Raw genomic sequence first — 15,134 nt, forward strand, 5'->3', positions numbered from 1 at the left:
AAGGTGGCAGGAAATAGGGGGTCTTTCTTCGCATGTCTCGCTCAAAACGCCTCATCGATGCGGAGCGCATGGAGATCGTTCGCGAGGCTGCGGAAGGCGTTTCCACTTCAGTGCTGGCGGAACGGTTTGGCGTGTCGGTGCGGGCGATTCAGTACACGCTCAAAGCAGATGCCGAGCGCCAGACGGATGCCGCAATTCCGGTCTCAGCGGTCAGTGTGAAGGTCACGGCTGCGGAGTTGGCGGCGCTCGACGAGGTGCTGGCGAAGGCGGGGATCGAGAGCCGGGCCGAGGGGTTGCGGCGGCTCATTCAGGCGGCAGGCGGGGTGTTCGTTCCAGACGCGCAGTTGGCGGCAGAGATGGCGCGTTACCGCGCCTCGCTGCACGAGGTCGGGAATGGGGTCGGGCAAATCGCCAAGCAGATGACGCGGGCCAACCGGCAGGGGCAGGGGGCCGTGGGGGGCACGAGTGCCGAGTTCACCGAACTGCGTCTTGCGCAGATGCGCGGGCTGGCGCGGTTCATTCTGGATTCCGCTGACGAGATCGATCTGCTTCTGCGCCGCCGTCGAGACGCGATGCAGCTGCAGGCCACGGCCGCGCTAAGGGAGTTTGCCCATGCGGCTGAATGATGCCGTCCATGCTGTCACGGGCGAGGTCTTTCGGGATGGCTGGAGCCGCGTCCGGGGCTCGATGCAGGGGCTGCACGTGGCCAAGCAGACCCAGCTTGCGCGCGCGGCAGCAGGGCATCGGCCAGCGGTCTTCAAGGCGATCCGGGGCGGGGGCACGCATACCAAATCGCAGCTCGCAAACCAGCTCGATTACCTAACGACCAAGTCCACCCATATCGTCGACTCGAGCGGGTTTCTGGATGGCAAGACGAAGCTCGAGGCGGGTGACATCAAGGACCTCACCGAGCGCTTTGCCAAGCGGTGGGATGCGGGCTTCAAGCCCAAGCTCGGACAGACCACCCACATGCTCATGTCCTTCCCCGTGGGCACGCGTGGGGAGGATGTGCGCGACATCGCGACGGATGTGGCCGAGCGGTTCTTCCAGACCGACGCCGGGCATTTCGACTACATCATCGCGGTGCATGAGGACCGCGATCACCCCCATGCGCATCTGGTGTTGAACCGCCGCTCGCAGGAAGGCGAGTTCTTCTTTCTGGGCCGCAATCATCGCTTCAACTATGACGACTTCCGCCTCGCCATGGTCGAGGAGGCGGAAAAGTACAGCGTGCGCCTCGAAGCCACGCGCCGCGTTGATCGGGGTGTCGTGCATTACCCAGCCCGCACCAGCGAGGTTTATGCGGCGAAAGAAGAGGGTCGCGCGCCCCGCGAGCGGGAACGTGTGGGAGCCGACCTGACCCGGACGCTGGCAGAGATCGCCAACACCAGAACCGTCTATCATTCGCTTGCCGTAGAGGCCTCCCGGGAGGCCCGGGAAGACATCGCCGCAGCACTCTTCCGCGCGGGCGAGGTGTTGGCGCATGGCGGGCAGGTGGACCGAACAGGAGATGTGTATATGGCCGAGGATCAAAGCTTCGAGGATCTGCGAAGCCTCTATGCGGAAAAGCTCGCGCGGGTGCAGGGCATGATCGCCGAGAAGTCTGACGCGGAACGTCCCGTGCTGGAAAAACGCCTGATCGAGATCCAGGCGCAGGTCCAGCACATGCAGCCTCTCGGATTGCGATCATCCACGCTGTCAGAGGCCCCCTCGGAGGGCGGGATTTATTCCGAGGCCAATATCGACGCCAGCCAGCGCGAGCGACTGGCCGAGCCCGACCTGAGATCGCGCATTGACGTAGCACTACGGGGCACGGGCATCAGCACATCGGAAGTGGTGGCCCGGATCGAGACGGGCGCCTCAAATGCAGCGCTCGAGCATCAATGGATCGCCAATGATCTCTCCAAAGTGGCTGAGGCGCGCGATCTGAACCTCGAACGCCGCGCCGATCTGGAACAGGCGCGCGACATTCTCAACGATGTGCATGTCGAGCTTGGTACGCTTTTGGAACGGGAGAACGTGCTGCGCCGGGATGGCGTCATGGAAACGGAACCGGTCAGCGAGCGGTTCCATTATCACCGGGACGCGGTCCGGGCGATGGAAGGAACAATCCGTCAGGAGATGCGCGCAGACGGCCTGACAGCGCAGCAGATCGAGGACCGGGACTGGGAGGTTGTATCGCGAGCGGAGCGTCGGATCGAGACGGAGCAGCGCGCGTATCTCGAAGCACACCCGGACCTGCTCGCACGTCCTGGCGATGTGATCGACCGGTCTGAACCCTACAGGGAGACCATCACCGATGCGGCCCGTGCCAGCGCGATCACCCGCGAGGTTGATCGGATCATGGCGGGACGCGACCTCCGCAGGCCCGTTGCAGATGCAGTCACGGATGACTTACGAGCGCGCTATCCGGACATGCCGTCCCACCTCGCCCGCGGGCTCGGCGCGACCTATGCGGCCGTCGTCGAGATACGCGACACGGAGGCAATCAATCAGGTCCGCCGCGAAACCGAGATGCGCGATGGGCTCGGGTCTGGCAGGCACGACGACATCTTCGCAGCCCGCGATGAAACTGCGCCGCAGTTTGACCGTGCCGACCGCCTTGCAGACGAGATTGCGCGTGTTCTGGACCATGAGCGGGCGGGGGAGTTGTCCGCGCCCTTCGAGACCGAGGCGGAGCGGGACGCCTTCCGCGGCGAGATCGCGCGGGTGCTGGACATTCGCCAACTAGACCGGCTCACATCCGGCGATGCCGATGCGCTGGAAAAGGTTCTCGAGGACCGTCTCGACCGGCTCTATGTCGCCAAGGTTTACCTGCAATCGGATGCAGCGACGGCCAACACGGAGGCCTTGCGCCAGGTGGTCGATGATCTTGCCGACACCGAATATGAAAAACACCGCGCGACAGACGTGGATGGCGAGACCGAGCGGGGTCAGGTCCATTGAGCGCCTCCATGGGAAAAGCGCGGATCGCAACCGGCGTCTTGCTGGTGACGCTGGTGACCGGGGCGATGGGCTATACCATCGCCTCGGCGGTGCTGACCTACCAGGATCTCGGCTTCGGGGCCGAGATCGATTTTGCCTATATCGCGCAGAACTATCTGGCGATCCTCGATCGCCGCCCGGAGGACGCGCAACTTATTCACCTGATCATCGGCAGCTTCGCCGCCGCCGGCCTGATGCTAAGCCTCGCCCTCTCGGGGTCCGCCCTGACACGGTTTGGCCAGACCCATTGGCAGACCGCGCGCGAGATGAAGGCCAATGGGTTCTTCGGGGCGCCAGGGACCGGGTTCATCCTCGGCAAGCTGGGGCCGCCGGGCTCCCGCGCCAACTACATCTGCTCCAAGGTCTTCCCCCATGCGCTGATCGTGGCGCCCACGGGCCGCGGCAAGACCACGGGCTTCGTCATTCCGAACCTGCTGACTTGGCAAGGCTCCGCCGTGACGCTCGATGTGAAGGGCGAGTGCTTTGAGGCCACGGCCCGGCATCGCGCAGCCCAAGGTGACAAGGTCTATCGCTTTGCCCCCACCGATTGGGAGGGCAAGCGCACGCATCGCTACAACCCGCTCCTGCGCATCTTTGAGCTGAAAGATCCCGCGCGACAGCAGATGGAATTGCAGCTCCTGGCGACGCTCTTCCTGCAGAGCGACAATGACCGGGTGCAGGGTCTCCTCAAGGGCGGGATCGATCTCTTCGTGGCAGCAGGCCTGCTGGCCTTCCAGCGCAAGCGCCCCACCTTGGGCGAGATCTATCGCATCGCGGCCTCGGGCGGGAACAAGCAGAAGGAATACTTCGCGCGCGGCCACGAGGTCGACAACAGGGCCGCCAAGCTGATTTTCACAAGGCTCGCTTCGACCAACAACGACACGCTGACCTCTTACGTCTCGCTCCTGATGACCTCGGGGCTCGACCAGTGGCAAAACCCCGCCATCGATGAGGCGACGGCGGTGTCGGACTTTGACTTCCGGACGATCCGCAAGAAGCCCTTTTCGGTCTATCTCGTCGTCCAGCCGCTGATGGTAAAGCCACTCGCGCCGCTGATCCGGCTCTTCTTCTCCGATCTCCTCTCCGCCATGCAGGAAAAGGACCCCGGGCCGGATGAGCCATGGCCCGTGATGATCATGCTCGACGAGTTCAATCGCCTCGGCAAAATGCCCATCGTGGTCGAAAGCATCGAGACACTGCGCACCTATCGTGGTCACCTGGCCGTGGTCACCCAAACCATTCCCGCCCTCGATGAAATCTACGGCGAAAACACCCGCCGCGCCTTGCAGGGGAATGCGGGCGTGAAGCTCTACCTGACGCCCTCCGATGAAAAAACCGTCGAGGAGCTGAGCAAGGCGGTCGGCAAGACCACGAAGACCGTCATCACGCGCTCCCAGTCTATCGGCAAGAACCCCTTTGAAGGGCGCAGCCAGTCGACCCGGACCGAAGAAAGCTCCTTGCTCCCTGAAGACGAGGCGCGCCGCCTGCCGCTCGATGAGATCGTCATGGTGATCGATGCGCAGATGCCGGTCCGTGCAAAGCGGATTCAGTATTTTGACGACTGGCTGTTCAAGGCGGTCCACGCGGCGCAGACGGGTGAATTGCCGTTTCCAGAGCCGGGGGGAGGGGGATCGCAAGGCACGCTGCCGCTGAGTGTGCGCGCCATGCCGATGACGCCGCCGTCGGATGGGCCAGGGGGAACAGAAGCCGATGTGGAGAGGGCGAGCCAGGCTGGCGATGGTCAACCGTCAGGCCAAGCCGACGCCGCTCCAAAGAAGACCGCGCCTGTCGTTCAAGCCGTCATCGCCGAGGAACAGCGCCAGATGGAGATGGATTTTGGCAGCGGCGTCGCGGATTCTGAAGCTGCGAGCGTAGCTGATGAGGCGCAGATGCGCTCTGCAGTCGATGGCTTGGACGAAATGGAAGCGATGCTGCGAGAGGAGGATGGTGAAAGGCTGGTTGCGCGATAGGGTGGCGGACATCGCCTGTTTGTCGGGGAGGACGGGAAGAAGCCATTCGCTGCACTGGTATCGTTTCACTTGATTTGTTAGTTAAGCAGACATTCTCAGGAGGATAGGATGTGCATCGGCAGTGGCCCCTCCTTATTGTGGACTAGGCTGACTTTCTCATCCAATTGCAGGTCTGGTAGTGTAGACTTATTAACAAAATAGTTGGTGGGGTTGTGACATGAAAAGGCTTGGAAATCTGTCACCTCCGGATTTTGAGGATCTGTGTCGTGATATCCTGCAAGCTGAAACCGGTCAGCGCTTTTCTGCGTTTGGCGCGGGCGCTGATGGCGGTGTCGATGGCAGGCATTCCAAGGGTCCTAAGTCGACCATTCTTCAGTGCAAGCATTATCTGAATTCAACGTTTTCTCAGTTGAAGTCGGCTTTGAAAATGGAAGTGCCGAAGATCGATCTTCTGAAACCAAGTCGTTACATTTTCTTGACGTCTCAATCTTTGACACCTGCACTTAGCGACGAACTGGCAGATGTGTTAGGTGATCGCCTAAAAAGTCCGGAAGACATTTGGGGAGCGGAAGACATTGAGGCCGCGCTGAAGCGTCACCCCGACATTGAAAAGGCACATCTGAAACTCTGGATGACCAGTACGGCAGTTTTGGAGAAAGTGCTGCAGTCAGGTCTTGAGGCCCACACGGCAGCGACCAAAGCTGAAATTTTGGGCGAGTTGCGAGTCTATGTTCGTAACCCAAGTTTTGACGCCGCGTTTGAAAAGCTCGAACGACATCGCGTCCTCGTTGTGTCTGGCCCGCCAGGGGTGGGGAAGACCACGCTGGCCAAAATGCTCACCTATCACTATCTCAATGACGATTGGCAATTTTGCGCGATAAGATCTCTCGACGATGGCTTTGCCAAACTCGATGAGGAAAAGCGAACCATCTTCTTCTTTGACGATTTTCTCGGTCAGATTGAGCTCGATCGCCAAGCGCTTGTTCAACGGGATGGGCAACTGGCGAGATTTGTGAAACGGGTTAGAGCTTCGAAAAACTCTCGTTTCATTCTTACGACGCGGGCCCACATTTTTGAGGAAGCACGACGGCTTTCAGATCATATGGATGAGGGCCGCTTCCAGCTTTCAAAATTTTTGCTGGATGTTGGCCAATATAATCGCTCAATCAAGGCGCGTATCTTATTCAACCATCTTGCAGCGTCAGATTTGAATGGTGACCATATAAAAGCTCTGCTTCAGGATGATTGGCTCAAGAAGATCGTCGACCACCCAAACTACAATCCGCGCCTTATTGCGCATGTTGCTGCGGAGTGTCCTGAGGACTTGGAACCATCCGCCTATCCAAAGTTTGCCTTTAAGATCCTAGAGAATCCATCGCTGCTCTGGGCCAAGGCATACCGCAGTCTCAGTATGCGCTGCCAGAATCTGCTTGTGGCTCTCTACTTTGGCAATCAGTATCGCCAACCCATCAAGGTTCTGCGGGAAAACTTCAACGCGATACATAATAAGATTTGCGAACACTATTCACAGCCGTCAAAGCCAGAGGACTTCGAAGAAGCTCTTAAATCACTCGAGTCTGGTTTTGTTGCTATATCCGGGAACCGGGTACGGTTTGTGAACCCATCAGTCCGCGACTTTCTAAAAGAGCATTTAACTGATGGAGACTTTCTGGGCCTGCTCCCAACTCTTTGTGTTCGAGCTGAATGGGCTCAGAATCTGTGGAGCCACATGAAGCATGCGTTCCAGACCGAACCCGATAAACTGAAAACACTGGCGCAAAAATTCTGCGAGTTCGCGAACAAACTGGACCAAATTCCCAACTTCGCAAAGGTGAAGTCGGAGCAGTACAATTATTGGTACCGCGAACTCGATGACCTCGCTATAGCAGATCGCGGATCTCTTCTGCTCGATCTGTTTGAGCACTCTGGCCACCGTGATTTTCTCGATGCCGCAATCTCAGTTTTGAAGAGCGATATCCTTGAGGTAGATGCGTCACGAGATTCCAGAGAATTGCCAGAGCTTCATTGGAGGATTTCAAGCTTTGTCGATGATGATGTTGACGGCAAAGAAGAACTGCTAACAGCAGTTAAAGCCGTTCTGATGACGGCAATCGAAACCGGCGTTCCGATGGACGAGTTGGTCGCCGTGAATGACGCCATAGCCGAGTACTTTGGTGACGCTATTGATCTCAGACCCATCGAGGACGCGATCAACTCCGCGATTGACTATGAGTTTGATGAGATTTCAGAAAGAATCTCTGACCTTTCTTCCGAAAGTGAGCTGAATGAGCACCTAGAGATACTGGAGTTCATTGCGCAGCACACTGGTCGCAGTGCTGAAACTGCGAAAAGGGTGGTGCAAGAAAAAATCAGTGAAATTGAGGTGCCTGATTATGATGAATACCAACCGAGTTCTCGCGGGCAAAATAGTAACCCCGACGCAGAGTTTTCCGACAAAGACCTCGTAAGCTTGTTTTCGACTTTTTCTAAATAATTCTCTTGCTCCGACGATTCTGCGTTTTCTTGTAACGGCCACTTGGCTTAGCTTGTGGCGAACCTACAGCGGCGCATCGCTGTTCGGCATTCATAAGGACAATAGTTAAATGGCGTTTGAGGAGCTCATTACTTGGTCAAATCAAGAAGTACGGCCCGATTGGCAAAAGGATGCGCTTCGGCGACTGGCGACAACAGGCGAGTTGAGCAAGGAAGACTTGTCGGACCTACGGAGGCTTATTGAGAAGGCAACCGAACTGATCGACGACGAAGTCGCTGCGGTTACTCCCCTAGCTGCAGAGCACCTATCTGATCCGGCAGCCGACGCCCCACGCACAATTCTTGGTGCGATTGGACCTGTCCGTCGGGTAGACCGATTAGCAAGCGACCAGCCTCCGATCAAATTCGCGAAAAATGGAATCACACTTGTTTACGGTGCCAATGCATCAGGTAAGAGCGGCTACTGTCGAATAGCCAAACAGCTTTGCAGGTCTCTCAGTCCTCAGGACCTCAAAGGAAATGTTTATGAGGCCGCCGCAGCCGACCCTCCAGAAGTTGACCTTGTGTTCGGCATGGAAGGCGACGAACCCGCGCGCCAAGAGACAACCTGGCGACACGGCGATCCGCCTCCGGCAGAATTAGCAAGGATATCCGTATTCGATACGGCGACAGCGCGCGTTTACGTAGACAAGGACCGCAAGGTTGAATTCTTACCATATGAGCTCGATCTTTTGAACAAGCTCGCTCTGGCAGCAAAGGCGCTGGACGGTGATTTTGAGGTTCGAGAAAACGGGATAGATGTGGCGATCCGTGCGCCACTGCCTGCTGGTTATACGGATGGCACCGCTGTCTCGCAGGCTCTTGCAAAACTCGTCCCTGAAACAGAGCTAGCCTATCTTCCCGATGAAGCGGACCTGCGCGCGCTCACCGTATGGAATGATGAAAAGGAGGCCGCTCTCCAGAGCGTCAGCGATGAAATTCGCGATGATCCTAAGGTGCGGCTGCGGTCTCACAGATCGGCGAAGCAGGAGCTAGAGAATATAAAGACCGAGCTTTCCGGTCACCTTGGACTTCTTGCCGATGATGGCATCGCTAAGATCAAAGATGCCCACACCGATATGACGACAAAGGCCGAGGCGGCCAAGGCAGCAGCCCAAGGTCTGGGAGAAGGGATGCCGATCCCGGAAATCGGTTCGGAATCCTGGCGAAAGATGCTGATCTATGCCCGCGACTTTGCCGGTGAAGCTTTCCCTGTGCGCGATGACCCCAAGCTGGCCACTGGCGAAGCCTGCGTCCTCTGCCAGCAACCCTTGGAGGATGACGCGGCATCACGGATGGCCAAGTTCGATGAGTATATTTCTGGACGCACTGCCAACGACAGTCAGAAAGCCACAAACGACTACGAGGTGCTTGTTGCTTCCATCAATGCCCTCCGCTTTGGCACAGCGGAACAAACCAAAGCGCTTCTGGGCGTTTATGGCGGGTTGAGCGATGACCATCAGGCTTTTGTCGATGAGATTGCGCTTGGCTACAGTGTTCTTGCTAAGCGTCTTGAGGCGGTGAAGGCGATGATCGAAGCGGGCACTTTTGATGGGGCGGATACTCTAGAAGCTGTCCAAGCCGATCTCACCCAAAAGATCGATGCAGCGCTGGAAGAACTGCAGACGGAGATCGATGCTCTGAAAAATGCAGATGCCGATGAAGAGCGTATGAAAACGCTCGCATCCCAAGAGGCGGAGCTCAAAGATGAAAAGAAGTTGAGTGAGGACATCGAAACTATGGTAGCCCGGCTCAAGCAGCTCGTGGAGCGACTCAAGATCAAGGAGGCGCGCAAGCTGTGTTTGTCAGGCCCCATTGCGCGCCAGCTCACGGCCCGTCGCCGTGTCATTTTGACCAAGAGCCTGAAAACGCAGCTCACAAAAGAACTGGATACTCTCAAGCTCTCGCATATTCCCATCGATCTTTCAGACCGCAGTGCGGGCCCAGACAGTGTTATTGAAGTTGGCCTGACTGCTCATCAGCGTGTGGCGAACAACAGCGATGTGCTCAGCGAGGGTGAGCAGAGAGCGCTCGCGTTGTCATGTTTCCTAGCCGAACTGATCGAGGTTGGTGCCGAACACGGCATTATAGTCGATGATCCGGTTTCCTCTCTGGATCACTCCCGAATGGAAGCTGTGGCAAAGCGGCTTGTGGCTGAGGCCATGGCTGGGCGCCAGGTCATCATCTTTACGCACAATATCATGTTTCATTACATGATCGAGAATGAGGCGCGACGTGCCAATATTCCCTGCCATACCGAATGGATGTCGAGTCTAGGTGGAACCAAGTTCGGGATTATTGATGACTCGGGTAAGCCGAACCATACCAAGAAGGCAAAGCAGCGTATCGGCGAACTCAACGAAGCTAAAACCAAATTGTACAAGGACGGTTATGATCCGGTGGTTCAGGAATTTCGCGATTCACTCGTAGCCGTCTATACTCTGATGCGCGAGACTTGGGAGCGGATTGTTGAAGAAATCCTATTCAACGGTACCATCCAGCGTTTCCAGCCAGGTGTAATGACCCAAAGTCTTAAACATGCCTGCTATCATCCTTCAGATGATTACCCGGCGATATTCGAGGGAATGAAGCGATGCTCGCATTACTCCGGGCACGATAGGGCTGCAGACTTGCCGCAAGACCTGCCAACTAAAGTCGACATCGATGCAGACTTTCATGCTTTGAGAAATTTTTACGAGAAGGTCTCAGAGCGAAAAGCCATTCTTGAGAAAGGGCATCAGTATGAGAAAGGTCCAGTGCCAGAGTTCCTTTGATGTTGCGTCAGTAGGCTAAGTTGGTTCATCCCAATCGTTCGATAGAGAGTATTGCTGCGAGTTGCACCAATTTCAGCTTCCGGGGGCCTAATTGTGGGGCGCTGAATGTCCGCAGAGGGCCGTCACCGTCGCCCAAGCCGTCCCAGTCTCGCCAGCTGCGCCAGCATTTTTGATCCCGAGTCTGCGGATCCTGTGCCGCCTCCGGAACCCGTCTGTCCCATGCCTTGCCGCACTGGCATTTGCTGCACGCCAAAGAACTGCCGCGCCCTGAGGGCTGCGTATTCTGCGCCACTGGCCCCGCCGATGAGGTAGCGATTGTAGGCCTGCTGGCTTCCCATGGCGGCGCGGGCAAAGCTGTAGCCGCCGCCGAGGCCACCGGAGAGGGCGGGCATCATGATGTTGCCGGAGATCGCGCGGACGATGAAGGGCGTGGCGATAATGAAGCCCTTGGCCATGAGCACCATCATGAAGAAGGGGATGAGCGCGCCGATGTTTGAGGCCCCTTCGGGATCGCCTAGTTCACCGATGAGCGCGGAGGAAACGCCTGTGATCGTTGCGAACACGCCTGCGACGACGATGGGGTATAGCGCAAAGGAGATCAGCGCGGACAGCCAGCGCGCGAAATAATCCTTGGTGACCTCGAAGAGGGTCAGGAAAATCATCACCGGGGCGATCCCGATCAGGAGCGCGATCATCAGGCGGGAGGCCACGAGGATGAAGGCGGCCATTCCGCCGAGGATTGAGAGCAGAAGAACACCGACGATGTCGAGCATGGCGCCGGCCATCCAGTTCAGTTCGGACCCGGCAGCGTTCAAATAGTTGCCCAGTTCCGCGATCAGCCGGTCGAATTCTTCGGCGAAAGTTCCAGAGGGCCCCGGACTGCCGCCGCCGACGGAGGCTACCAGCGCACCCGCGATACTGTCGATCCCATAGAGAATGGCTGACGAGAACGCGTTGAACTGCATCCAATTGGTCGCGAATATCCCGATGAGCCCGATCTTGACCGCGAGCCAGAAGGCTGTGTGCCCATCCATGGCCCGATATTGATAGATCATGTTGATGCCGACGAGGATCACCACCAGCGTTGTCCCCAAAACCAGCAGCGTGCCGACCGTTGCCGCAACCGCACCAAACTGGGTCTCAGCGGCGGTGTCGAGATAGGCTTGGGAGGTTTCAACGAAGTAGGTGACGACACTCATCGCGGGGCTGCCTTACCAATTGCCTGCGGCGTCGCAGATGGCCTTGGCGGCAGTTCGGGCGGCGTTGGCGCGGCGGTTGTAGCCATCCGAGGCTTCGAGCATTTCCCACCGTTCGTTGCTCGCGTATTTTTCCCGAAACACAGCCTCGGCAGCGTCCCAGGACGGGAACCGGGTCGCGCAGTCGCAGCTGCCGGTCTCGACGATGCGCTCGAGGTTCTGGGCGCGGTAGATGTCCTGTACCAACACGCGCTGATAGGCTTGGCGCAGGGAGATATCCTGCATCCAGACGGGTTCAGCGGGCCGGTTCGGACAGACGTCAAAGCTGCGATCGAGGGTTGGCACTAGGTTGCGCTCGGCAACGGCGAAGGTAGGCGTCAGGCTTAGGGCCAGCGCGGCCAAGGCGAGGTGCTGCGCCTGCCTCATGCCGTGGCTCCAGCGGGTGTGGTTTCGCGTTTCAGGAAAACGGTGTGCCCGACATTGGCGAATTCCGAAGTGCTGATCGACACCACCTCCCACCCGTCTGCCCCCTTCTCGTTCAGGCTGGCCTGCATGTCGGAGAGGCTGGTCTTGCGGGTCATGGGAAAGGACAGGATATTGTATTCAAAGGTCTTCATGGGGAAGTTCCAATCTCGGTTGCGCCGGGGAGGTAGAATTCCGTGATGCCGCGTTTGCCGTCATGGCGACCGGCCTGGATGATCACATCGATGGAATTTTCGATGTACTGGATCATGTCAGTATAGGTCATCGGGATTTCGGTCTTGAGTGCTGCGATCGCGAGGCGCTGCACCGCCAATTGCGGGGTTTCGGCATGGAGCGTGGTCATCGAGCCGCCATGACCGGTGTTGATGGCTTCCAGAAAGGTCATGGCCTCCTTGCCGCGTACCTCGCCCAGGATGATCCGGTCGGGGCGCATGCGCAGCGTGGCGGTGAGAAGCACATCGGCGGTTTGGAATTCTGCGTCGCGATTGGCGATGAGGGTCACGGCATTTGGCTGGGTCGGCAGAAGCTCGGCGGCTTCTTCGATGGTGACGATGCGTTCTTCAGATGGTACGTGAGAGAGGATCTTGCGCGCGGCCACGGTCTTGCCGGTGGAGGTGCCACCCGAGACGATCATGTTGAGTTTGTTCTCGACGCAGAAGGCAAGCGCATCATCGATCAAACCCGCGGCCACCACGGCGCGCAAGGCACGCTTCTTTTCCACGCGCAGGTCCTCGAGCTTGCGCTCTTTTCCGTAGAGAAAATCGAGCGCAATACCCTCGAGTGGCAGGCTTGAGAAGAACCGCAGGCTGATCGACATTGCCGAGAGCACCGCGGGCGGGGTGATGACCTGTGCGCGGATCGGGCGACCCTTATAGGTTATCGAGACCGAGACGATGGGGCGGTCCTTGCTCATCGTGGTATTGGCCGAGGAGGCGATCTGGTTGCCGAGGTCCCTGACCTGAACGCCCGTAAGCCTCTGGTCCAGCGCGCGCATGAAGTGATCGCCCTGGAATTCGCCCCAACAGGTCCCGTCGGGATTGATGCAGATCTCGATGACGTCGTCGCGGGCGGCGGCTTCGATCCGGTCGAGCGAGGTTTCGAGATAGCTCAGCGACATGGGCTCAGAATATCTCCAGATCGCGGTCGACCATGACCGTGACGCGTGCGCCTTGGTCGACATAGATGACGGGGCCGATGGAGAGGTAATCGCCAATGACGCTGTCCGTCGCATCTGCCAGATCATCGCCAACGTCTTCGAGCACGTCCGACGCGGTCTCATCCTGAACGTTTGCAGCAGCAGCACTTGGGGCTGCGGAGATCAGAGAAATCAGCGCCGCCGAGCCGAAGCGCTCATCAAAGCGGGTGTCGACAAAGCCGGTCACGCCGGAACGGCCCAGCTCGTCACCCCCGAAGGAGCTGATCTGGACGGTCTGGCCCGCGGGCAGGATAATCCGATCCCAGGCGATCGTGACGCGGCGCTGCGCGATATCGACGCCAGCGCGGTAGCGCCCGATGAGACGGGAGCCACGCGGGATCAGGAGGCGTGATCCGTCGAAGCTGTAGACATCCTCGGACACCACGGCACGGGTCTGGCCGGGCAGGGAGCTGTCGAGGGCGGTTTCCATGACGGCCTGGATCATTGTTCCCTGCACAATCGTGTTCGACGGATTGGCAATCACCTCGGCCTGCGTCACGGTGGAGGGCAGCGCACCGTTCAGCACGAAATCCGTCACCTCGCCAAAAGTGCGTTCAGTCAGAGCCGTTTCATTCGCACCGGAGGTGCCGCCAAAGGCGATGGTGGGCGAGGTGATGCGCCGTTCTTGAAACGCACGTTCCTCAGCCGCGCGGCGTTCGAGTTCCGCCAGCCGCCGTGCCTCTTCCTCGCGGCGCAGCCGCTCTTCTTCCCGCGCGCGCAATTCGTCCTCAGTGGGGCCGATGGGTGCCGGAAGGGGCCGGTTGGCCTCAAGCTGCGCAAGTTCGAGGTCCATGCGGAGTTGTTCCAATTCCCGATCACGGGCCGTGAGCTCATCCCGGAACTGTTGTTGCGCCGTTTCCGATGCCGCTTGCAGCGCCGCGATCTGAGCAGTCAGCGCGTCAATTGCCTCTGCGGCGGCGGTGTCTTCCTCGACAACTGGTTCAGGGGCGTTGCGCAACTCCTCGATCTGGGCCTGTAGGGCGGCGAGCTGCGCCAGAAGCTCGGCATTGGGCTCGACGGGCTCGGGCGCGACCAGAACCACTTCGGGCTCGGGTGGAGGTAGGGTTTCGATGGCGCCGAAGCCGTCGCCCTCGTTCTGGAACACGTCCGGCGTGGCCGTGGGCAGGGCTTCCTCCTCCTCGGGTTGGGACATGAGATAGAGCAATGCACCACCGGCGCCGATCACGAGGACGACGACCAATGCGAGAAGAGGTGAGCGTCGCGGGGCAGGAGGCGAACCTGCACCTTTACCCTGCTCGAGGGCGGCAAGACGCTTCTCGAGGTCTGCGCTTCCTGTGTCGCTCATGAGCCTACCCCCGCAGGCATTGTGGCCTCGATACAGACCACCTCTTCCCCGATCCGCAGCACCCATTGCCTGTTCACCCCGGAGACACGGATCACTCCGTCCTCGGTGGCTTGCGTGTTGACCGTGCGTTCACGGCCGCCCGCGTAGCGGAAGATCGCTGGCACAGGTGCGTTTCTCGGAAACGCGAAATACGTGAACGTCCCGTCATCCCAGATGCGGGTTGGCGTAAACTCGGTCCGCGCGCTGGCACCGTAATTGTAGTTTGGCGCTTGGGCGGCGATGGCCCGGGTCGGGCGCGCAGCGTCGTCCGGATAGCGGAACTGCACCACGTAGAAGGTCGGGCTGCGGACCTCCTCGACGTTGAAGTAGTAGCTCCGGCGGTTCGTATAAACTGTCACATTGGTATGCACCCCGCGCGCGACGGGCTTGATGGCAAATGCCTGACCGCCCGGCACGCCATCGATCTCGAAGCCCTCGGTGTCGCCCGCGATGATCGAGCGGATGCTTTCGCCCTCGCCGAACTCGATGGTGGTCACATGGGTGAGCGACACGCTGAGGCGGTAGACCTGGCTTTCCTGGTAGGTGGCCAGCCGCACACGACTGTCATTTGGACCACCGCGCGGGATCGCTTCGGCAAAGGCAAGGCCGGGCAGCAAAACAAATATGGCAGCAACAAAGAACCTATTGATCAAA

At 58.8% G+C, this 15,134-nt stretch carries 11 protein-coding genes; 5 read left to right on the plus strand and 6 right to left on the minus strand.

All coding sequences use genetic code 11. From position 1 onward, the window contains the following. The first annotated feature begins 32 nt into the window (after positions 1-32). From ACLGGT_RS20765 to ACLGGT_RS20785, 5 genes are all read left to right on the plus strand, one after another. Positions 33-626, plus strand: a complete 594-nt coding sequence (locus ACLGGT_RS20765) for a helix-turn-helix domain-containing protein (protein WP_437197523.1) — start codon at positions 33-35, stop codon at positions 624-626. Further along, on the plus strand, positions 613-2,946 hold the full coding sequence (locus tag ACLGGT_RS20770; RefSeq protein WP_437197524.1) for a relaxase/mobilization nuclease domain-containing protein: 2,334 nt from the start codon (positions 613-615) through the stop codon (positions 2,944-2,946). Before ACLGGT_RS20765 ends, ACLGGT_RS20770 begins: the two co-directional genes overlap by 14 nt. An 8-nt stretch (positions 2,947-2,954) precedes the next feature. Continuing rightward, complete coding sequence (locus ACLGGT_RS20775; protein ID WP_437197526.1) at positions 2,955-4,955, plus strand: type IV secretory system conjugative DNA transfer family protein; 2,001 nt, start codon at positions 2,955-2,957, stop codon at positions 4,953-4,955. A gap of 217 nt (positions 4,956-5,172) precedes the next feature. Continuing rightward, positions 5,173-7,449 carry a restriction endonuclease gene (locus tag ACLGGT_RS20780; RefSeq protein ID WP_437197527.1) on the plus strand — a complete coding sequence of 759 codons (2,277 nt, stop codon included), beginning with the start codon at positions 5,173-5,175 and terminating at the stop codon, positions 7,447-7,449. Positions 7,450-7,558: 109 nt separating this feature from the next. After that, a complete protein-coding gene (locus ACLGGT_RS20785) occupies positions 7,559-10,261 on the plus strand; it encodes an AAA family ATPase (protein ID WP_437197528.1) in 2,703 nt (900 codons plus the stop codon). 122 nt (positions 10,262-10,383) lie between these two features. Here ACLGGT_RS20785 and ACLGGT_RS20790 read toward each other — a convergent pair whose 3' ends face one another. From ACLGGT_RS20790 to ACLGGT_RS20815, 6 genes are read right to left on the minus strand one after another with little or no spacing between them, the layout of a single operon-like run. Then, a complete protein-coding gene (locus ACLGGT_RS20790; protein ID WP_437197529.1) occupies positions 10,384-11,460 on the minus strand; it encodes a type IV secretion system protein in 1,077 nt (358 codons plus the stop codon). A gap of 12 nt (positions 11,461-11,472) precedes the next feature. Beyond that, positions 11,473-11,883 carry a hypothetical protein gene (locus ACLGGT_RS20795; RefSeq protein WP_437197530.1) on the minus strand — a complete coding sequence of 137 codons (411 nt, stop codon included), beginning with the start codon at positions 11,881-11,883 and terminating at the stop codon, positions 11,473-11,475. After that, positions 11,880-12,074 carry a DUF4177 domain-containing protein gene (locus ACLGGT_RS20800; protein WP_008282953.1) on the minus strand — a complete coding sequence of 65 codons (195 nt, stop codon included), beginning with the start codon at positions 12,072-12,074 and terminating at the stop codon, positions 11,880-11,882. The genes ACLGGT_RS20795 and ACLGGT_RS20800 overlap by 4 nt, the downstream gene beginning before the upstream one ends. Continuing rightward, on the minus strand, positions 12,071-13,057 hold the full coding sequence (locus tag ACLGGT_RS20805) for an ATPase, T2SS/T4P/T4SS family (protein WP_037275532.1): 987 nt from the start codon (positions 13,055-13,057) through the stop codon (positions 12,071-12,073). The genes ACLGGT_RS20800 and ACLGGT_RS20805 overlap by 4 nt, the downstream gene beginning before the upstream one ends. 4 nt (positions 13,058-13,061) lie before the next feature. Then, complete coding sequence (locus ACLGGT_RS20810; protein WP_437197531.1) at positions 13,062-14,441, minus strand: TrbI/VirB10 family protein; 1,380 nt, start codon at positions 14,439-14,441, stop codon at positions 13,062-13,064. Continuing rightward, complete coding sequence (locus ACLGGT_RS20815; RefSeq protein ID WP_437197532.1) at positions 14,438-15,133, minus strand: TrbG/VirB9 family P-type conjugative transfer protein; 696 nt, start codon at positions 15,131-15,133, stop codon at positions 14,438-14,440. The genes ACLGGT_RS20810 and ACLGGT_RS20815 overlap by 4 nt, the downstream gene beginning before the upstream one ends. Position 15,134 lies beyond the last annotated feature (1 nt).

Origin of the sequence: Roseovarius sp. MS2, from assembly GCF_051447875.1 — a bacterium.
Classification (GTDB): domain Bacteria; phylum Pseudomonadota; class Alphaproteobacteria; order Rhodobacterales; family Rhodobacteraceae; genus Roseovarius; species Roseovarius mucosus_A.

Excerpts from the sequence above, each read along its gene's own strand:
- ACLGGT_RS20775 (WP_437197526.1), top strand. The coding sequence starts at position 2,955 with ATGGGAAAAGCGCGGATCGCAACCGGCGTCTTGCTGGTGACGCTGGTG.
- ACLGGT_RS20780 (WP_437197527.1), top strand. The coding sequence starts at position 5,173 with ATGAAAAGGCTTGGAAATCTGTCACCTCCGGATTTTGAGGATCTGTGT.
- ACLGGT_RS20770 (WP_437197524.1), top strand. The coding sequence starts at position 613 with ATGCGGCTGAATGATGCCGTCCATGCTGTCACGGGCGAGGTCTTTCGG.
- ACLGGT_RS20790 (WP_437197529.1), bottom strand. The coding sequence starts at position 11,460 with ATGAGTGTCGTCACCTACTTCGTTGAAACCTCCCAAGCCTATCTCGAC.
- ACLGGT_RS20810 (WP_437197531.1), bottom strand. The coding sequence starts at position 14,441 with ATGAGCGACACAGGAAGCGCAGACCTCGAGAAGCGTCTTGCCGCCCTC.
- ACLGGT_RS20800 (WP_008282953.1), bottom strand. The coding sequence starts at position 12,074 with ATGAAGACCTTTGAATACAATATCCTGTCCTTTCCCATGACCCGCAAG.
- ACLGGT_RS20805 (WP_037275532.1), bottom strand. The coding sequence starts at position 13,057 with ATGTCGCTGAGCTATCTCGAAACCTCGCTCGACCGGATCGAAGCCGCC.
- ACLGGT_RS20785 (WP_437197528.1), top strand. The coding sequence starts at position 7,559 with ATGGCGTTTGAGGAGCTCATTACTTGGTCAAATCAAGAAGTACGGCCC.
- ACLGGT_RS20795 (WP_437197530.1), bottom strand. The coding sequence starts at position 11,883 with ATGAGGCAGGCGCAGCACCTCGCCTTGGCCGCGCTGGCCCTAAGCCTG.
- ACLGGT_RS20765 (WP_437197523.1), top strand. The coding sequence starts at position 33 with ATGTCTCGCTCAAAACGCCTCATCGATGCGGAGCGCATGGAGATCGTT.